The organism is Acinetobacter sp. YH12151 (genome assembly GCF_013418355.1).
Classification (GTDB): Bacteria; Pseudomonadota; Gammaproteobacteria; order Pseudomonadales; family Moraxellaceae; genus Acinetobacter; species Acinetobacter pseudolwoffii.
Genome location: NZ_VPCG01000005.1, coordinates 138292 through 158015 on the forward strand (window position 1 = coordinate 138292; position 19724 = coordinate 158015).

Genomic DNA, 19724 nt, shown 5'->3' on the forward strand with positions numbered 1-19724 from the left:
GTTTCTGAACTTTGTTCCATTACAATCTTTATACTTATTTTTTCCATTGTCGGGCTGAACACTTTGAATAACGAGTCTTCACAACTTCAGCGTGGCTTAAAGAACCGTCATATTCAGTTGATCGCCATGGGCGGTGCAATTGGCACAGGCTTATTCTTAGGTTCCGCACAGGTGATCCAATCTGCGGGTCCTTCTATTATTTTGGGCTATGCCATTGGTGGCTTGATTGCATTTTTAATCATGCGTCAATTGGGTGAGATGATTGTTCATGAACCTGTCGCAGGTTCATTCAGCCATTTTGCTTATAAATACTGGGGCAAATTCCCCGGTTTCCTTGCGGGCTGGAACTACTGGATTCTTTATATCCTGGTGGCCATGACCGAACTTACTGCCGTTGCGAAATATATCAACTACTGGTGGCCGCATATTCCAGCCTGGGCATCGGTACTGTTTTTCTTTATCGTGATTACCCTGGTCAACCTCGGCAATGTAAAATTCTACGGTGAATCAGAATTCTGGCTCTCAATCATTAAAGTGACTGCGGTCGTTTCCATGATTGTCTTTGGCTTGTACCTGATCCTGACTGCAGATGCATCATCAGCTGCATCGTTTAGCAACTTATGGACTGCAGGTGGCTTCTTCCCGAATGGCTTTGAAGGTTTATTCTTCATGCTGGCCTTCCTGATGTTTGCCTTTGGTGGTATCGAACTGATTGGTATGGCAGCAGCAGAAGCTGAAAATCCAGAGAAAACCATTCCGAAAGCGATTAATCAGGTGGTTTTCCGTATTCTGATTTTCTATGTCGGTGCATTAACGATTCTGTTGTCGCTGGTGCCTTGGAATCAGCTGGAACTGGGTGGCCTGGATAAAAGTCCGTTTGTGATGATTTTCAGTCAATTGGGTATTGGCTGGGCTGCACACTTACTGAACTTTATTATTCTGACAGCAGCACTGTCAGTTTATAACAGCGGTATGTATGCCAATAGCCGGATGCTGTATGGTTTAGCACAGCAAGGAAATGCCCCGAAAGTCTTCATGAAAGTGAATAAGCAAGGTACTCCGATTGCTGCTGTATTGTTCTCTGCCGCGCTGATTTTCGGTTGTGTACTACTCAACTACTTCGTGCCTGAAGATGCCTTAAGTCATCTGATTTACATCGTAGTCGGTGCATTGGTATTGAACTGGGCCATGATTACGCTGACCCATCTGAAATTTATTCAGAGTATGAAAAAGCTCGGACAGAAAACATCGTTCCCTGCGCTGTGGTCACCTGCAAGCAACATCTTGGTACTGGGCTTTATTGCAACTATTCTTTACATTATGTGGACACAAGGATTCCAGGAATCGGTCTATATGATTCCTGTCTGGATTGTGATCATGTTAGGCCTGTTTAAGTTGCTTAAACCGAAAAATAGCTAATCACGTTATTTAAATGAGATTTGAAAAAGTTATTGCTCCAGCAATAACTTTTTTTTTGCTTTATTTTGCAGTACATTAACCGTTCTTTGCGCCCTTAGCTTAACTGGATAGAGCAGTTGCCTCCTAAGTGACCGGCGTGGGTTCGAGTCCCGCAGGGCGCACCATCCTTTCAAAATGTGATCTATACTTCAAAAAATTAGCGTTAATCTTCATATTTTTAGAATATTTTTTATACAAAAAGTCATTTTTTCTTCATTATTTTATTTCTTTTACTTTCAAATACTTATTTCAAAATGAGGCTATTTTTTGGTGTAAAAACTCTATTTTGGTGCTTTTTTAGACTAATTAGTTTTTTCTAGAGCATTTACTCTTATTTTAATTGTGGTATTTTTGGCACATGGAGTAACAAATGATTACGGTTTATTAACCGTTATCTCCAAAAAATCAAATAAGTGCAAACAACAACGCTAGATATAAATTTGTACCTCAAGGAAAGACGTAAATGAAATTAAAAACATTAACTACTGCAATGATTTTAGCAACGTTACCAATGACAGGCGCATTTGCTGCAGCTATGGATCGTTCTGGCCAATCAATTGCAGCATTTTTGCAACCTGGTAATTACTTTGAAGCTGGCTTATCTGTTTTAGATGCTGATGTATCAGGTACATCTTCTGCTGCTTTAGGAAACCAATCAACGGGTGATATGGCAAGTTCTTATTACTTTCCATCTGCAGCTCTTAAAATTCAAGCTACTGACAATATCTCTGTAGGTCTTTTATATGATCAACCATTTGGTGCAAAAGCTGAATATAAAGATCCAACAATTGCATTCACAAATGGTGGTGAAGGTACAGCAGCCGAAGTCCATACTGAAAATTTAACCTTATTAGTAGGTTTCCAACCAACTGTAAATTGGAACTTCTACGGTGGTGTAGTTTATCAAGAAGCTAAAGGTGAAGTATCCTTGCGTGGCGCTGCATATAGTGCCCTTGGTGGTGTTGGAAATCCTCTATTACCAGCAATTGCTTATGATGCAGATTTGAAAAAAGATTCTGCAATTGGTTGGACTGCTGGTTTAGCCTATCAAATTCCAGAAATTGCACTAAAAGCTTCTTTAACTTATCGTTCTGAAATTGAACATGAATTAACATCTGAAGAAACTTTAAATGGGGTACCCGCATCATTAGTAACTCCTGCTATTGGTTTAACTTTGAACCCAGGAAAAACTAATGTTACTACGCCACAATCAGTTAACTTAGATTTACAATCTGGCATCATGGCTGATACAGTTGGTTTCCTAAATGTACGTTGGGTAAATTGGGATGGCTTTGCGATCCGTCCAAATGCATTTGGACAGATCTTAGATGCAGCTGGACAAAACCCTGCCCTTGCAAGCTTAGTTGGTGGCAATTTAGTTGAATATAATAAAGATCAATGGTCTGCAACGGCGGGTGTGGGACGCAAGTTTAATGACAAATGGGCGGGTAACGTTTCTGTAGGTTGGGACTCAGGCGCGGGTAATCCTGTAACTACGCTTGGCCCAACTGAAGGTTACTGGAACGTTGGTTTAGGTCTTCAATTCTCTCCAGCTCCAAATTACTTTATTGCTGGCGGTGTGAAATACTTCTGGTTGGGTGATGCAACAGCTTTAACAGTAGCTAATCCAAATGTTGGTGAATTTGAAGATAACCACGCTATTGGTTATGGTCTAAAAATGGGTTATCGCTTCTAAGTTAGAACTTAATATAAAAAACCACCTTTGGGTGGTTTTTTATTGTCTCATTCTATTTTTATACACTTGCATATTATTCGATTATTTTACCATCAATTAAAATTGATAATTTTTTAGTTCTTTTACACTATTTTAAATATTTTAAAATCCATATTTTTCAAAAACTTAAATTCAAAAATATAGTATAAATACTCTAAGCAAGCCCTTTCCTTAACCGCTTTAGTTCATTTCTTCGGCAAAGCTGAGCATTTACTCTTTTTAAAATTGTGTTACTTTTCCAGCACATTTTTGTTACAGATGGCATCAGGGACCGTACCATGAAGCTCAATAAAATTTATTCCGCTATTTTACTTAGCACTTTACCTCTTTCTGCTGTTCAAGCAGCTGGCTTGGACCGCTCTGGTCAGTCCATTTCTGCTTTTTTACAGCCGGGTAATTATGCGGAAGCCGGTATTTCTGTTTTAGATCCAACTGTAAAGGGTTCTTCTACAGTAACTGGTTTAGAAGGCGAAAAAATTAGTGATATGGGTGAAGACTATTACTTCCCATCTGCAGCCATTAAAGTACAAGCGACCGATAAAATTTCACTAGGCTTGATTTATGATCAACCATTTGGTGCTGATGCAACCTACTCATCAACAGCAGGTACATTTGGTAATGGTATGGAAGGAACTTCTGTTGAAGTTGATACTAATAATCTAACAGCGCTGATTGGTTACCAACCCAACCAAAACTGGAATTTTTATGCAGGTCCCGTATATCAAACAGTTGAAGGAAAAGTTTCATTACGTGGTGCCGCATACGGTGGTACTCATCTATTAGGTGGCTACGACATAGATCTTAAAGAAAATGATGCTTTCGGTTGGATTGCAGGTGCCGCATACTCTATTCCTGAAATTGCACTTAGAGCTGCTGTCACTTATCGCTCTGAAATCAAGCATGAACTTGATACTTCAGAAACATTTGCCCTAGGTGCTGTTGTTCGTCCTAACTCAAACACAGAAGTTGTTACACCTCAGTCTGTAAACATTGATTTACAATCAGGTGTTGCTAAAGACACCTTAGCTTTTGCAAATATTCGTTGGGTACATTGGGATCAATTTGCAGTTAAACCTACATATTTAGCTGCTGCAACACAGGCTGCAAGAGGCAAAGCACAAAACCTAATCGACTATTCAGATGATCAGTGGTCTATTACAACAGGTATCTCTCATAAGTTTAATGATAAATGGGCTGGTTCAGCTTCTGTTGGTTATGACTCTGGTGCAGGCAACCCTGTTACGACTCTTGGCCCAGTAAATGGAAACTGGAGTATTGGATTAGGCGCGCAATATAGCCCTGCACAAAGCTATTTCATTGCTGCTGGCGTACGTTACCTATGGTTAGGTGATGCACAAGCGCAAACTGCAGGCACTGTTGTAGGTGATTTTGAAGATAACTATGCTCTAGGTTATGGCATGAAAATCGGCTATCGCTTCTAATCAGTCGATTGCATAAAGAAGGGCGCTCTAAGCGCCCTTCTTTTATTTCAACTTGCTTAACAGATTAAGCCGGAATATCACGCACAGATGCATTACGAATTGCTTCTTTTAAGGCTTCATAGCCACGAATCGGCGGGAATTGCGGGAATTCAGCAATCACATTATCAGGGGCATCAAACAAGAAACCTGCATCTGCTTCGCCTAGCATCGTAGTATCGTTATACGAATCGCCTGCCGCAATCACACGGAAGTTTAAACCATGGAGCGCTTTTACCGCCTGACGTTTTTGATCCGGCTGACGGAGTTTATAAGCAGAGATCATGCCTTCTGCATCCGTTTCCAGCTTATGACAGAAAATAGTCGGCCAATCCAGCTGCTTCATCAACGGATGCGCAAACTCATAGAAAGTATCTGAAAGAATAATCAATTGAAAATGCGTACTGACCCATTTTACAAATTCTTTTGCTCCCGGGAACGGCCCCATTTCTGCAATCACTTCCTGAATATCGCTCAAGCCTAAACCGTGCTGTTTTAAAATATTCAGACGTTGGGTCATCAGTACATCATAGTCAGGAATGTCACGAGTCGTCGCTTCAAGCTCTTTAATACCGGTTTTTTTGGCAAAGTTAATCCAGATTTCTGGAACCAACACGCCTTCTAAATCTAGACATACGACTTCCATGAACATTCCCTCTAAGTTGTATTGAAAAAATTTTGCACTATCATAGCTGAAGAAATAGATTTTGCACTGTACTTTTTTAAATCTATTTTTTTCATAAGTATCTATTTTTTAGTGATAAGTCAACTAAATCAATTCTATTAAAATAGATGTTAAATTAATTAATATAGGCCATGTCCTTTCCAAGCCTATATCGCCAGGATTCTCATGACCATCATTCCTACTATTGATCGTATTGATGCACTTGCATCTGAATATGCAGATAAATCGCCCAATGAAATTTTGGCACTTGCACTGAGCCAGCAAGGTGAAATTGCGATTTCATTTTCTGGTGCTGAAGATATTGTATTGATTGATATGGCATCGCATCTCGGTAAACCGTTCCGGGTATTCAGTCTGGATACTGGCCGTCTACATACAGAGACGTATCAGTTTATTGAACGGGTACGTAAGCATTACAACATCGAGATTGAAATCTGCTTCCCTGAAACGGATGCAGTACAAAATTTAGTGACCACCAAAGGTTTATTCAGTTTCTTTGAAGATGGCCATCAGGAATGTTGCGGTATACGCAAGGTTCAACCGCTACGTAAAAAACTGGCGACGCTGGATGGCTGGATTACTGGTCAGCGCAAAGACCAAAGTCCGGGTACACGCAATGAAATTCCTGTGGTTCAGGCAGATCCAGGTTTTTCCGGTCCGGGTAAGCAGCTGATCAAATACAATCCTCTGGCCAACTGGTCCAGTGCAGATGTCTGGAGTTATATCCGTATGATGGAAGTCCCTTATAATGCCCTGCATGAGAAAGGTTTTGTTTCTATCGGCTGTGAACCTTGTACTCGCCCTGTGCTGCCAAATCAGCATGAACGCGAAGGCCGCTGGTGGTGGGAAGAAGCTACCCATAAAGAATGTGGCTTACATGCTGGCAATCTAAAAAAATAAAGTTAAGTTTTATCGTTCCTATTGATTGAAAGACTATTTTTTAATAAAGATAGTCTTTTTAATTGATAATTTTACATTTAGTGACAAGATATAAATGACCTTTTATCGGGATAATATTATTTTAATTAAAGAGTTTATAAAATTCTAGCTCATTGATTTATTAGCATAAAATGTGAAATTGAACACAATGCTATTCTTTTAATAACACATAATTATTAAGTTACATTCCACTTCGCCTAGTAAATACTATTTTTAGCAAACTATTTTAAAACTAAAATTTTCACATTTCATAAACTTAGGAAGATATTTTGTTCTTGTCAATAGCCACTTTTTCACAGTTGAGGCAAGATAAAGCAGTTCATTTATATGCTAAAAAAGATATACTTTAAAAACTAAAGTAATAATTCTAACAAGGCTTTTTAGCAAAAAAGCCATAGAGAATGCAGTGAGGCAATCCACGCTATGCGTCCATTACATCCAATTGATTTTATTTTCTTAACTTTAGAGAAACGGCAGCAGCCTATGCATGTAGGTGGACTATTTTTATTCCAAATTCCCGAAAATGCACCCGCTTCCTTTATTCAGGATCTCGTCACTGATATTCAAAACTCCAAATCATCGCCGATTCCACCTTTTAATAATTATTTAAATGGCCTGTTTTGGGATGAAGACCAAGAATTTGATTTAGATCATCATTTTCGTCATATTGCCCTGCCGAAACCGGGTCGTATCCGTGAATTGCTCACTTATATTTCACAAGAACATAGTGCGCTGATTGATCGTGCCAAGCCTTTATGGACCTGTCATATTATTGAAGGAATTGAAGGTAATCGTTTTGCCATGTATTTCAAGATCCATCATGCGATGGTGGACGGAATCGCCGGCATGCGTCTGGTCGAAAAATCGCTGTCGCATGATCCGAATGCCAAAAGTATTGTGCCACCGTGGTGTGTTGAAGGGCCACGCGCCAAACGCCTTAAAGCACCTAAGGTCAATGCTTTTAAAAATGTCCTGCAAACCATTAAAGGCCAACTAGAATGCGCACCACGCGTCGCTTATGAGCTGTCTCAGACCGTTATGAAGGATATGGGGCGCAATCCGGATTATGTGTCCAGTTTTCAGGCACCAAGTTGTATTCTGAACCAACGTGTCAGTGCTTCGCGTCGTTTTGCGGCACAATCCTTTGAATTTTCACGTTTACGGCATATTTCTAAAGCATTGGGCGTCACGATTAATGACATGGTACTGGCCATCTGTTCAGGTGCACTACGTGAATATTTACTATCACAAAACGCTTTACCGAAAAAACCATTAATTGCTATGGTTCCGGCCTCGGTTCGAAGTGATGATTCGGATGTTTCCAATCGCATTACCATGATTCTGGCCAATCTGGGCACCCATAAAGAAGATCCTCTGGAACGTCTCAAAATTGTACGTGGCAGTGTACTGAGTGCCAAGGAACGTTTTAAACGCATGAATGCCAATCAGATTTTAAATTATAGTGCCTTTGTCTATGGTGCAGCCGGTCTGAACATTGCATCCGGTTTAATGCCAACGCGCCAGGCATTTAATGTGATTATTTCCAATGTACCCGGCCCTCAGGAACCGCTATATTGGAATGGTGCACGTCTCGAAGCGCTTTATCCAGCCTCAATTGTACTAGATGGGCAGGCTTTGAACATTACCATGACCAGCTATCTGGACAAACTGGAAGTCGGCTTAACCGCATGCCGTAATGCCCTGCCGAAAATGCAGAACCTGCTGACGCATCTTGAAGAAGAAATCCAGCGTTTTGAACGAATTGTAGATGGTGAACCTGTCCCAAAGTTACAGGCGGTGAGCTAGCCGCGGATGAATAAATAAGATAGATGGACTGCCAAAGGTGCTGATCATTTTTGCCAGTCCTTGAGCACAGAATGAAGGGACCGATCTGGTCCCTTTTCTTTGTTTTTGGAAATCTTTTTAAATTATTTTAGAACTTTTGGATGACTTCTCGATTTAAACGTCTATCCAAATCATTTTTTGACAAGTTAGAAACCCTGCACAAATGCAATCAGCTTTTAATGGTACGGCACTGTTGTAATAATTGATGGCAGACGTTACGGATCATGCTGGCGGTAATCTGGACTTCATTACCGCGCTCATCGACGATATATCCTGCATGTACAGTCTTTGGTTCTAATACGTGTTTTAGGCCTTTATTAATTACTGCTTTACTCATATTCATAACACACTCCTTTTGCTAAGCCTGAAACTGGGAGAAACGGCTTTGGCTAATTCATGCATCTAGTATTGTAAATAACAGCACCAATGTAAAATTTCAGATGTAACAAGTGTTTAACGATATTCTGTTACAATTTCAGCTGAGAATGATATCGTATTGCTCTTGCGTATACAGATTTTCTACTTGGAACTTAATCACGCGATTAATGAAATGCTCTAGATCAGCGACTGCTGGGGCCTCTACTGTTAGTAAACGATCAATTACAGCGGGATGCGCGACAACAGTAAAGCCACTCTGCGACTCATAAGCACGTGCATAACGTAGAATTTCTCTGAATATTTCGTAACATACTGACTCGGCGGTTTTGACATAACCGCGTCCCTGACAGGTCGGACAAGACTCACAAAGCAGATGCTCCAGCGACTCACGGGTGCGTTTCCGGGTCATTTCCACCAGACCCAGTTCAGATACCTGAGTAATCTTGGTTTTAGCATGGTCACGTTCCAACATGCGTTCAAACTGTTTCATCACTTCTTCACGATGCTGCGCTTCCTGCATATCAATGAAATCAATGATGATAATTCCACCCAGATTACGCAGACGCAACTGACGTGCAATGACCTGAGTCGCTTCCATATTGGTTTTAAAAACAGTGTCTTCCAGTGAGCGACCACCGACATAAGAACCGGTATTGACGTCAATGGTGGCCATGGCTTCGGTCTGATCAATCATCAGATAACCGCCCGATTTCAATGCGACACGAGTTTGCAACGCCTTTTGCAGATCTTCTTCAACATTATATAAGTCAAAAATTGGACGCTCGCCCGGGTAGTGCAGTAAGCGGTCTCGCATATTCGGCACAAATTCTTCGACAAACTCTTGCAGCTTGGCGTGAATTTCACGTGAATCGACGTATATTTTTGCAGTTTCTTCATTGGCCAGATCACGAATGATCCGTTGTGGTAAAGGCAATTCTTCAAAGATCAGCGAGGGAACTGCAATAATCTTCTGCTTACGCTGGATATATTCCCAAAGCTTGGCCAGATAAGCCATATCTTGGGCAATGGCTGCTTCTTCAATACCTTCAGCAGCGGTACGTACAATCACTGAGCCTGGCAGCTTATGCTCGGCCTGAATCCGCTCAATAATCGAACGCAAACGATTGCGCTCTTCCTCAGATTCAATTCGCTGCGACACACCAATATGATTGCCATAAGGCATCAGCACCAGATAACGCGAAGGAATAGACAAATCCGTGGAAAGACGGGCACCTTTGGTACCCAGCATATCTTTCATCACCTGAACCGTGAGGATTTGACCGGGCTGAAGCAGTTCAAAGACATTTGGGGTGGGCTGCTGGCGCGGCCAGACCATATCATTGATATGCAAAAATGCCGTTCTGGACAGACCAATATCCACAAACGCAGCCTGCATACCCGGCAAGACCCGTACCACTTTGCCTTTATAGACATTACCGACCAAGCCACGCTTGGCCGTACGCTCGACAAACAGTTCATTGACCGTGCCGTTTTCAATCAACGCGACCCGACATTCCATCGGCGTGACGTTAATCAATAACTCGTCAGACATAATTACACTCAAAACATTATAAAAATTCTTTTTATCAGCAGTTAATTTAGTGCCTTAACTGTCTGTAATAACTGTACGGTTTCATAGAGCGGCAAGCCGACCACATTGGAATAGCTGCCTTGTATTTTTGGAATATAACGTGCTGCAATTCCTTGAATCGCATAAGCCCCGGCTTTACCCAGCGGCTCACCTGTGGCCCAGTAACTTTCCATGTCTGCGGCACTCAGGATTTGAAATTCGACCTGCGTACGTACCACTATACTGTATTTTTCATCTTTTGTACGAACACAGACACCGCTATAGACATCATGCCACCGACCGGAGATTTTTGTCCACATTTCAATGGCATGTTGCTTGGATTCTGGTTTACCCAAAATCTCACTATCGACCCCCAGACTGGTATCCGCAGCAATGATGATTGCATCTGGATAACGCTCGGCCACTGCATCAGCCTTGGCTCGTGCCAGACGTTCAACATAAGCCGCGACGGATTCACCTTCACGCACAGATTCATCGATATCCGGACTGTAGATATCAAAGCTCAGTCCGAGCTGCTGTAATAACTCACAACGCCGAGGTGAGCTGGAAGCGAGAATTATATGCGCCATTTTTTCAACATATAATAGAGGACAGGCCAAACCAGAATACTGGTCAGCATTGGAATCCAGTGCCTGGCAAAAGAAAATTGCACGCCTGCCACAATCTGGGCAAAAAAGATCATCAGCAAATGTGCAACAATTGCCAGCCCCGTAATCACCCAGAGATTATTAAAGGTCAGGATACGGCGTTCACGAGTCAGGAATCGGGCTAAAAAGGCAATAATAATAAAGCTGAGGGCATTCAGACCTAAAGGTGCGTCCAGCAGCAAATCAATAAAAATACCGGTACCAAAGGCAAACCATATCCCGCACCAGGTCGGCTGACACAACACCCAGAATAGCATCACCATCAGCATGAACAGCGGACGCCAGCCCGAGAGAGTATAAGAAAGTGGATAGACCATTAAAATCGAAGCCACGATCACTGAAATGACGATGGCAAATAAGGGATCACGATGCTTTCTGGATTTCATCTTAGCGATTGACATGCGGTTGCTCCATCGCCAATGAGTCGGAAAATAACACCACCACATGATGACCACCGGCCAACTGCGCGGCTGGCGTTACATCAATCTGGGCAAATTCACCTGAATTATGTCGTTGTACTTTGGACACCTGCCCCACCAGATAACCTGCCGGAAAATGTTGGCCCAAGCCGGAACTATAGACTTTTTCCCCGACCTTGATATTGGCACTGGTCGGTACATATTCCATTTTCAAACGTCCCAGATCACCCGTCCCCGAGACAATGGCACGCATTCCGGTATGTTCCAGACGCACTGACAATGAATGTTCTTTATCAGACAACAGCATGACCCGGCTACTATGCGGATAGACATTAATAATCTGTCCCATAATCCCCTTGTCATCCAGTACCGTTTGCCCGACTTTCAGCTCGTTATTTGAACCCCGGTTGATCACAATGATATGTCTTAAAGGATCGGCATCGGTGCCAATCACTTCCGCAATTTCAATACGCCCGTCAATGATCAGTGGTGTATCGAGCAGACCGCGCAAACGGGTATTTTCAGCAGAAAGTTCAGAGATTTTTTGTAAGCGAACTTGCGCCTGCAACAACTCAGCCTGCATCGCGGTATTTTCCCGACGCAACTGAACTTCAGACTTGGTTTGTTGATTCAACCACTCTCGCGACAATACCGGATAACTGGCCACAGCATAAATAGGATTATAGGCCGCGTACAGGACATCCCTTGCAGGTTGTACAACATGTGGCATGCGCCAATCAAAGAAAAGCACCACCAAGCATGTTACCAATGCAATGATAAAAGAGCGAAAAGATGGCGGTTGTCGAGAAAACAGATGTGCTTGCACCCGCCGAATCCTTTTCTTAGCCTACGAATAACATGTCATGATTTGGATTGTCGAAAAATTCGAGTACCTTGCCACCACCACGGGTTACACATGAGAGTGGATCTTCTGCCACCACAACCGGCAGGCCGGTTTCTTTGGCCAGCAGCTTGTCCAGATTACGCAGCAATGCACCACCACCGGTTAACACGATACCGCGTTCAGCAATGTCCGAAGAAAGCTCAGGAGGTGTGTGTTCTAGTGCTGATTTCACCGCAGAGACAATGTTTTGCAAAGGATCTGAAATGGCTTGAGTCACTTCGTCTGAGTTAACCACAATCGCACGTGGTACACCTTCTGCAAGATTACGGCCACGAACTTCAATTTCAAGCGGTTTAGCACCTTCATCTGGCAAGGCCATGCCCACTTCTTTTTTGATCACTTCTGCCGTGGTTTCACCGATCACACAGCCATGCGCCTTACGCACATAGTTAATGATCTGCTCATCAAAGACATCACCGCCAATCCGTAAAGAATCTGCATAGACACAACCCTGTAGGGAAATGATCGCAATTTCAGTGGTACCACCACCGACATCGACCACCATTGAACCACAGGCCTGCTCAACTGGCATACCTGCACCAATGGCCGCTGCCATCGGTTCTTCGATTAAACGGACATCACGTGCACCAGCATTAAATACCGCTTCACGAATAGCACGACGTTCAACCAGCGTCGATTTACATGGTACGCACACCACCACACGCGGTGCCGGAGTAAACAGACGGTTTTCATGTACTTTGCGAATGAACTGATTCAGCATGGTTTCAGTGACTTCAAAATCCGCAATCACCCCATCTTTCATGGGGCGGATTGCTGAGATATTGGCTGGGGTACGACCTAGCATTTGTTTCGCTTCAAGACCTACAGCGGCAACAATTTTATGTGAACCACTATGACGGATGGCTACAACCGTGGGTTCATTTAATATAATGCCTCGTCCTGGCGCATAAATAAGTGTATTTGCAGTACCTAAATCAATGGCAAGATCTGGCGAAAACAAGCCTATTAGTCGTTTTAGAATCACGGGGACGTTCTCAATTAAACTTTATATGGACGCAAGGTGGCAACTTTAACTAAATGTGATGATTTGGACAAGTCAATCGCTTATCATAACGCATGATAATTTGAATTTTTTTAATACTGATTAGGTAATATTATGTCTACATCGGATGCACAGCATTCTGCAGATTTAAGTGCAGAAACAGTTTCAGCCATTGCCCACCTTGCAAGGTTATCTCTCAATGATACGCAATCTGCTGAATATGCTCAAAGTTTAAATAAGATTTTAGGCATGATGGACACATTGAAAGGCATCAATACCGACGGAATTGAACCGCTGAAGAGCCCTTTCGACCATCCTCAGCCACTACGTGAAGATGTGGTCTCAGAAAGCAATCATCGCGAGCAATACCAAGCAGTTGCACCTGCTGTTCAGGATGGTTTATACCTCGTACCGCGCGTGATTGAGTAATTACTACCCAGTTCATTCTTTTTATTAAATTAAACGTAAAGAATTATTTCTCATGACAGATTTACATCGCTTATCCATTCGTGAACTCAGTGAAGGTCTGGCAAATGCCCAGTTTTCATCTCGCGAATTGACTGAACATTACTTAAAGCGTATTGCAAAAATTGATGTTCAAGTAAAATCATATGTAACCGTTACGCCTGAATTGGCATTGGTAGAAGCTGATGCGGCTGACACACTGCGTAAGGCAGGTGGTGCAAATGTGTTAACAGGCGTACCAATCGCGCATAAAGACATTTTCTGTACTCAAGGCATCAAAACCACTGCCGGTTCTAAAATACTGGACAATTTTATCTCTCCTTACGACGCCACCGTTGTCGCGAAAGGCAAAGCTTCGGGCCTGGTGACTTTGGGTAAATTGAACATGGACGAATTCGCCATGGGTTCGACCTCTGAAAACTCATATTACGGCGCAACGGCTAACCCTTGGAATTTAAACCATGTTCCTGGCGGTTCTTCAGGTGGTTCAGCAGCAGCTGTTGCAGCGGATCTGGCACCCTTCGCTACCGGTACTGACACCGGTGGCTCTATTCGTCAACCTGCGTCATTCTGTGGCCTGACTGGACTTAAACCGACCTATGGCCGTGTGTCGCGCTTCGGTATGATTGCCTATGCATCATCCCTCGACCAAGGCGGCCCGATGGCACGCTCAGCAGAAGACTGTGCCTACCTGATGAACGTGATGGCCGGTCATGATGCCAAAGATTCAACGTCAATGAATCAAGTGGTTGATAACTATGTGGCGAACCTGAATGATACATCCGTCAAAGGTTTACGCATTGGTATTCCAAAACAGTACTTTAATGTTTCCGGCCTAGCTGAAGATGTTAAAGCACGTGTCGAAGAATCATTGAAAAAGTTAGAAGACATGGGCGCTACGCTGGTTGAGATCGACCTCAACATGACCGAAAGCTACGTTCCGACCTACTACCTGATCGCACCTGCTGAAGCATCTTCTAACTTACAACGCTTTGATGGTGTGCGTTATGGCTACCGCTGTGAAAATCCAGTGGACTTGATGGACTTGTACAAACGTTCACGTTCAGAAGGTTTTGGTGCGGAAGTGCAACGTCGTATCCTGATTGGCACATATGCGTTATCCGCAGGTTACTACGATGCATATTATGTGAAAGCACAAAAAGTACGTCGCCTGATCCAGCAAGATTTCCTTAAAGCCTTTGAATCTGTCGATGTGATTGCTGCGCCATCTGCGCCAACGACTGCCTATAAAATTGGTGCGGATTTGACTCCGGTTGAAATGTACCTGGGCGATATTTATACACTTGCAGTGAACCTGGCAGGTCTTCCTGCGATTAACGCGCCTGTTGGTTTTGACCAGAACAACTTGCCAGTTGGCTTACAGTTGATTGGGAATTACTGGTCAGAATCGCAATTGTTGTCTGTGGTGCATCAGTACCAGCAAGCAACCGATTGGCATACACAACGCGCGGCAATTGCTGAGGAGAATGCATAATGGCTCAAGCTCAAAACAATTCTACAAAAGCGGCTAAACCAAAATCTAACCTGATTGAGGGTTGGGAAGTCGTTATTGGTATCGAGATTCACACCCAGCTTGCCACCAATACCAAAATTTTCTCGGGTTCATCGACTGTATTCGGTAATGATCCAAACACCCAAGCCAGCCTTGTAGATTTGGCCATGCCGGGCGTATTGCCGGTATTGAATAAAGAAGTGGTGGATCTTGCGATTCGCTTTGGTTTGGGTATCGATGCCTATATTGATCAGGCTTCTGTATTTGCACGTAAAAACTACTTCTACCCGGATTCGCCAAAAGGCTACCAGATTAGCCAGATGGACAATCCGATTGTGGGCTTGGGTCATATCGACATCCAGCTTGAAGATGGCACGGTTAAACGGATTGGCGTAACCCGTGCGCACCTTGAGGAAGATGCAGGTAAATCGATTCATGACCAGTTCGAAGGTATGTCAGGCATTGACTTGAACCGTGCCGGTACGCCGCTGCTTGAAATTGTTTCTGAACCAGATATGCGTTCGGTTGAAGAAGCGGTTGCTTATATTAAAGCGATTCATACGCTGGTGCGCTGGTTAGGCATTTCTGACGGCAACATGGCAGAAGGTTCGTTCCGTTGTGACTGTAACGTGTCTTTACGTCGTCCGGGTCAACCCTTCGGTACGCGTTGCGAATTGAAAAACCTGAACTCATTCCGTTTTATTGAACAAGCGATCAATGTTGAAATTGAACGTCAAATGGAAATTCTGGAATGGGACGGCACCATTGATCAGGAAACGCGTTTATTCGATCCTGTGAAGATGGAAACGCGTTCAATGCGTTCAAAAGAAGAAGCCAACGATTACCGTTACTTCCCTGACCCTGACTTGTTGCCTGTGGTGATTCCAGATGCGCAAATTGAAGCGGCTCGTGCTGCTTTGCCTGAGTTACCTGCTGCACGTCGTGCGCGTTTCGTGGCGGACTTCGGTGTAACTGAGTACGATGCTCACGTGCTTACACTGACTCGTGAAATGTCAGAGTTCTACGAAGAAGTGGTAAAAGCTGCTGGTGGCGCTGCTCAAGGTAAAGTGTCTGCAAACTGGGTGATGGGTGAATTCTCTGGTGCTTTAAATAAAGCTGGCCTAGATTTGGCTGACTCTCCTGTTTCTGCTGAGAAACTTGGCGGTATGATCGCACGTATTGTCGATAACACCATTAGCGGTAAGATTGCAAAACAAGTGTTCGGCTTTATGTGGGAAGAAGGCAAAACTGCGGACGAGATTATTGCGGAAAAAGGCTTGAAACAGGAAACTGATACAGGTGCAATTGAAGCGATTATTAAAGACGTGCTTGCTGCCAACGAGAAGATGGTTGAAGAGTTTAAATCTGGTAAAGAGAAAGCTTTCAATGGTCTGGTTGGTCAAGTGATGAAAGCGTCTAAGGGTAAGGCCAACCCTGCTCAAGTGAATGAATTGATGAAGAAATTGATTGGTTGATCTGATCTTTCTTTTAAAGAAAACCCGCGAAAGCGGGTTTTCTTTAAAACTTTTTCCGAGCAACCCATTGTGTATGTTCTCTAGAAAAGGCTTGCTCAGCAGAATCTACAAAGCGTTCGAATTCATCTGGATCATCACCTAATAATGACAATTCTTCAGCTAGTTTCTGAATTTCATATGCTGTTAAAATATATGAACTAGCTAACTCTCCATGTTTTTTTATTTGAACCCAACCTATTAAAGCAGTAATTAATACTAAAATTGGTTCAACATTACTATACCAATCAGTACTCAATATATTTTTAGAAGCAATTAAAATCATCGAAATTAAATATAAAACTATTAATCCAACTATAATAATCATCCAATTTCTATTAGCTTTTTTATTAAAACTTGCTTTCTTTGCATACCACAATTTCTGGTCTTGAATCCTATACTTTAAATAAAATTCTTTTTTCTCCTCCAAACTATACAATCTGATTGCTTTCATTGAATCAGAAATTGCACTGCTGTGAACTAAGTCTGTTTCTGCGATAGGTGCAATCGAAGCGAACTCATTAACCTCTTTTATTTCCTCTAATCTATTTAGAAACTCTTGCGTAGAAATTTTTTCATCATTTTTTATAGATTTATCATTAAATGGTGAGCTACCCATTACATAGCGCCAAGTGATTGTCTTTACAGATTCAGCTAATGCTCTTGCTCGATACCAAGTTTGTTCAGGTTTTAAAAATTGTCGGTAAAGCTGGCTAACTAGTACTGCGCAGACAAGAACAAATGTCCAAATAAAATATATAACCTCAAATTTCATCAAAGCAGTTATTGCTGTAATAAAAAGAAAAAAGTATTCAACTCTAATCAAATTTAGGTATTTATCTTGTGCTTTCTGAGAAATATCACTTGCACATTTATAAAGACCAGGGAAATCCAATTTCATACGAACTTCCTTTGAACGACTAAGTTTCTAATCGCTGAAGTAATACTTTTGCTATTCCAACCAACTACTTCATTAGCTGCTAGGGTTACTCTTAAAGGTGTTCTTTCTGCTCCCCAAGGAATAATTGCAACTATTGGCTTCTTCATACGAAGTGCCTCATCAATCTCGTAACCAATCCAGTCACTATGATTAGTGTACATGCCTGCTAGAATTACAACACATTGAGCATAGGATATTTGTTTTGTAATCTGCTCTTTTAATTGAGCATTAGTCATACCGTAGAATGCTCTATCCTCAGGTACAGAACTATTAGTCCACTGAAAACTTGGATCATCATTCAGAAACTTAACAGCTCGACAGTACTTGTCACTATATTTCCAAGAATGGCTAATGAATACACGGTGCGACATTGTTATAAAGTCCTGTAGTTTTGTTATATAAATATTAAATTGTGATTGTTTTTTGTATTTCAACCATCCAGTCTGTAACTTAATATTTCAAATATATGACTATCAAAAAGTATCTTTTATCATCGAACTCAAACACTTAGGATACATCAAAGTTCGATAATCCCTCTAAGCCCCCCCTTTTTCAAAGGGGGACTTGTCACATAATCAATTGGATACGCGTGGTTCCCTCTCCTTTTTTAAAGGATGAGCGTCATAACGCGCAAGAGGGAGAGGATTATTAAAAGACTCCCTCTCCTGAGCAAGTTTTAAAGCACTACTTTAAAATGCAGCGCAAGCGGTTACTAGCAAGATTTTTATTATTTATACTATAAAATCAGAAATATCCAAGCAAAACAAAAATGACACCTGAACTATTACTTACCATCATTCAAACCCTCATCGGATTATTTGCTCTGGTCATTATCATTTTACTGATAATGACCAAATGGCGTAAACGACTATCCGCAGCTCAGCCTGTACCATATAGAAAACAGCGCGGTTTGGGCTTAGCAGATGGGCTTGAATTTATTTTCTATCCTATTTACTGGCTGATTAAAATCATTATCGCTATTTTCAAATAAAACCAGCTTACCCTCTTACAACCCCAACTTATTCAGCAAATCTGGTGTCAAAAAAGTCTGTGCCACACGATTTAAATCGATATAACGCAGCACACCTTTAAGCTGATTATTGATTTCAGGATTCTTTAAAATTTCCTCACCTGTGGTTTTACCCAAAGCCTGAAAACTATCGCCCACAGCCTGTAAACCTTCAGCTTGAATCACCGCCTTGGTCTGTGCTGAACATTGCTCCACTAAAATGCGCTGCAACACCGTCGCCAGATTCTTGTCTAATGCTTCCTTTTGAGTCGCAGTCACATTGCTAAAAGCCTTTAAATCGGGATGATTGCCCAATGCCACAAATGTCCATTGCAAGACCGTGGTTTTATCAGTGGCTGTAGTGGACTTCATCAAACAGTCACTCAGCTGATCGACCGTTGGGCCCGCCATCGTAACCTGTGCTGCTCCCAATAATGCTGCACCTAGAAAAAATGAACGAATACGAGAAGAACTTTTTAAACCCATCACCACTTCCTTTTAATATGACATCAGCATTTTGGCGCTGAAAATAGTTTCTTTGTATCATGTAAAAAGGAAATATACTGATAGAGCTCTGTAAAACCTGAACTGGATTTAAAATTAATTCAGATGAAAAATTTCATCCCATCATGCTATTCATCAGATGATGATATTGATCGAGTAAACTTAGCGTTATTATTCAAATTAAAACAATAGATCTCTTGCGAAAGTTAATTTAAGAGCATCCAATTCACCATTCCAGCAATTAAATTCATTCTTAGACCAAAGCGTTTCCGTCTATTTCTATAGCGTTCTGTTAATATCCGAAAATGTTTAAGTTTGCCGTTGATATGTTCAATTGTGATCCTACGCCGACTGATTTCTTGGTTGATCTGTTTTGCTATTTGGGGTAATGATAAATTCTTAGGTTTCTTGATTGGAATGAGTAACTTACTCTTAATCTGATGAAATCCTTTATAGGCTAAATCTGCCATGATACAAGGATAAGTGACCATCTCCTTCAAATACTTACGCGCAATCGTCAGATCGTGTTTTCTGCCATCTTCAATCTGTATACTTACAATTTGCTTTAATTTTGGGTTAAAAATGACCTGTGTTTTTAGCGTATGTTTCTTCTTTTTACCGCTATAGAATTTTCTTTGTTTTTTTGGGACGCTCAATCTGTGACTCAGTGACATCAACGATTACATAATCCTCCTCACTA

The 19724-nt window shown here is 42.0% G+C and carries 19 protein-coding genes, 1 tRNA gene and 1 pseudogene; 10 read left to right on the forward strand and 11 right to left on the reverse strand.

Annotated elements, in window-relative coordinates:
- The first annotated feature begins 63 nt into the window (after positions 1–63).
- From FTU82_RS03195 to FTU82_RS03210, 4 genes are all read left to right on the forward strand, one after another.
- Entirely contained in the window at positions 64–1419 is a 1356-nt protein-coding gene (locus FTU82_RS03195; RefSeq protein ID WP_180085109.1) for an amino acid permease, read from the forward strand.
- A gap of 88 nt (positions 1420–1507) precedes the next feature.
- Positions 1508–1583 (forward strand) — tRNA-Arg (locus FTU82_RS03200).
- Between the two features lie 338 nt (positions 1584–1921).
- Complete coding sequence (locus tag FTU82_RS03205) at positions 1922–3154, forward strand: OmpP1/FadL family transporter (RefSeq protein WP_180085107.1); 1233 nt, start codon at positions 1922–1924, stop codon at positions 3152–3154.
- Positions 3155–3471: 317 nt separating this feature from the next.
- Positions 3472–4635 (forward strand): OmpP1/FadL family transporter, encoded by a 1164-nt coding sequence (locus FTU82_RS03210; RefSeq protein WP_180085105.1) that lies wholly within the window; start codon positions 3472–3474, stop codon positions 4633–4635.
- A gap of 64 nt (positions 4636–4699) precedes the next feature.
- Here the strand turns inward: FTU82_RS03210 and thrH are convergent, their stop codons facing one another.
- On the reverse strand, positions 4700–5317 hold the full coding sequence (gene thrH, locus FTU82_RS03215) for a bifunctional phosphoserine phosphatase/homoserine phosphotransferase ThrH (protein WP_180085102.1): 618 nt from the start codon (positions 5315–5317) through the stop codon (positions 4700–4702).
- A 204-nt stretch (positions 5318–5521) separates the two neighbouring features.
- On the opposite strand from thrH, the gene FTU82_RS03220 reads away from it, so the two are divergent.
- Both FTU82_RS03220 and FTU82_RS03225 read left to right on the forward strand, forming a co-directional pair.
- Positions 5522–6256: a phosphoadenylyl-sulfate reductase gene (locus FTU82_RS03220; protein ID WP_180101012.1), complete on the forward strand. Its 735-nt coding sequence runs from the start codon at positions 5522–5524 to the stop codon at positions 6254–6256.
- Positions 6257–6718: 462 nt separating this feature from the next.
- Entirely contained in the window at positions 6719–8101 is a 1383-nt protein-coding gene (locus tag FTU82_RS03225) for a wax ester/triacylglycerol synthase family O-acyltransferase (RefSeq protein ID WP_005096186.1), read from the forward strand.
- 208 nt (positions 8102–8309) lie between these two features.
- On the opposite strand, the gene FTU82_RS03230 is transcribed toward FTU82_RS03225, so the two are convergent.
- From FTU82_RS03230 to FTU82_RS03255, 6 genes are all read right to left on the reverse strand, one after another.
- Positions 8310–8483 carry a PA1571 family protein gene (locus FTU82_RS03230; RefSeq protein WP_180085100.1) on the reverse strand — a complete coding sequence of 58 codons (174 nt, stop codon included), beginning with the start codon at positions 8481–8483 and terminating at the stop codon, positions 8310–8312.
- A gap of 132 nt (positions 8484–8615) precedes the next feature.
- Entirely contained in the window at positions 8616–10070 is a 1455-nt protein-coding gene (gene rng / locus FTU82_RS03235; RefSeq protein WP_005096179.1) for a ribonuclease G, read from the reverse strand.
- Positions 10071–10111: 41 nt separating this feature from the next.
- Positions 10112–10678 carry a Maf-like protein gene (locus FTU82_RS03240; protein WP_005096178.1) on the reverse strand — a complete coding sequence of 189 codons (567 nt, stop codon included), beginning with the start codon at positions 10676–10678 and terminating at the stop codon, positions 10112–10114.
- Complete coding sequence (gene mreD, locus FTU82_RS03245; RefSeq protein WP_005096176.1) at positions 10666–11157, reverse strand: rod shape-determining protein MreD; 492 nt, start codon at positions 11155–11157, stop codon at positions 10666–10668. The genes FTU82_RS03240 and mreD overlap by 13 nt, the downstream gene beginning before the upstream one ends.
- On the reverse strand, positions 11144–12001 hold the full coding sequence (gene mreC, locus FTU82_RS03250; RefSeq protein WP_005096172.1) for a rod shape-determining protein MreC: 858 nt from the start codon (positions 11999–12001) through the stop codon (positions 11144–11146). The genes mreD and mreC overlap by 14 nt, the downstream gene beginning before the upstream one ends.
- Before the next feature lie 16 nt (positions 12002–12017).
- Positions 12018–13064 (reverse strand): rod shape-determining protein, encoded by a 1047-nt coding sequence (locus tag FTU82_RS03255; protein ID WP_004279360.1) that lies wholly within the window; start codon positions 13062–13064, stop codon positions 12018–12020.
- A 132-nt stretch (positions 13065–13196) separates the two neighbouring features.
- On the opposite strand from FTU82_RS03255, the gene gatC reads away from it, so the two are divergent.
- Genes gatC through gatB form a run of 3 tightly spaced genes read left to right on the forward strand, consistent with a single transcriptional unit; the run spans position 13197 to position 16535 of the window.
- Positions 13197–13511 carry an Asp-tRNA(Asn)/Glu-tRNA(Gln) amidotransferase subunit GatC gene (gatC, locus tag FTU82_RS03260; protein ID WP_005096170.1) on the forward strand — a complete coding sequence of 105 codons (315 nt, stop codon included), beginning with the start codon at positions 13197–13199 and terminating at the stop codon, positions 13509–13511.
- Between the two features lie 52 nt (positions 13512–13563).
- On the forward strand, positions 13564–15042 hold the full coding sequence (gene gatA / locus FTU82_RS03265; protein ID WP_180101013.1) for an Asp-tRNA(Asn)/Glu-tRNA(Gln) amidotransferase subunit GatA: 1479 nt from the start codon (positions 13564–13566) through the stop codon (positions 15040–15042).
- Positions 15042–16535 (forward strand): Asp-tRNA(Asn)/Glu-tRNA(Gln) amidotransferase subunit GatB, encoded by a 1494-nt coding sequence (gene gatB, locus FTU82_RS03270; RefSeq protein ID WP_180101014.1) that lies wholly within the window; start codon positions 15042–15044, stop codon positions 16533–16535. The genes gatA and gatB overlap by 1 nt, the downstream gene beginning before the upstream one ends.
- A gap of 43 nt (positions 16536–16578) precedes the next feature.
- On the opposite strand, the gene FTU82_RS03275 is transcribed toward gatB, so the two are convergent.
- Together FTU82_RS03275 and FTU82_RS03280 are read right to left on the reverse strand one after the other, a co-directional pair.
- Entirely contained in the window at positions 16579–17472 is an 894-nt protein-coding gene (locus FTU82_RS03275; protein WP_180101015.1) for a DUF4231 domain-containing protein, read from the reverse strand.
- Positions 17469–17882 carry a TIR domain-containing protein gene (locus FTU82_RS03280; RefSeq protein ID WP_180101016.1) on the reverse strand — a complete coding sequence of 138 codons (414 nt, stop codon included), beginning with the start codon at positions 17880–17882 and terminating at the stop codon, positions 17469–17471. The genes FTU82_RS03275 and FTU82_RS03280 overlap by 4 nt, the downstream gene beginning before the upstream one ends.
- Positions 17883–18280: 398 nt before the next feature.
- Between FTU82_RS03280 and FTU82_RS03285 the strand changes: the two genes are divergently transcribed.
- Complete coding sequence (locus FTU82_RS03285) at positions 18281–18502, forward strand: hypothetical protein (RefSeq protein WP_180101017.1); 222 nt, start codon at positions 18281–18283, stop codon at positions 18500–18502.
- Between the two features lie 15 nt (positions 18503–18517).
- On the opposite strand, the gene FTU82_RS03290 is transcribed toward FTU82_RS03285, so the two are convergent.
- Together FTU82_RS03290 and FTU82_RS03295 are read right to left on the reverse strand one after the other, a co-directional pair.
- On the reverse strand, positions 18518–19006 hold the full coding sequence (locus tag FTU82_RS03290; protein WP_005172120.1) for a hypothetical protein: 489 nt from the start codon (positions 19004–19006) through the stop codon (positions 18518–18520).
- 224 nt (positions 19007–19230) lie between these two features.
- Positions 19231–19724: pseudogene (locus FTU82_RS03295) on the reverse strand (transposase family protein); the annotation flags it as partial.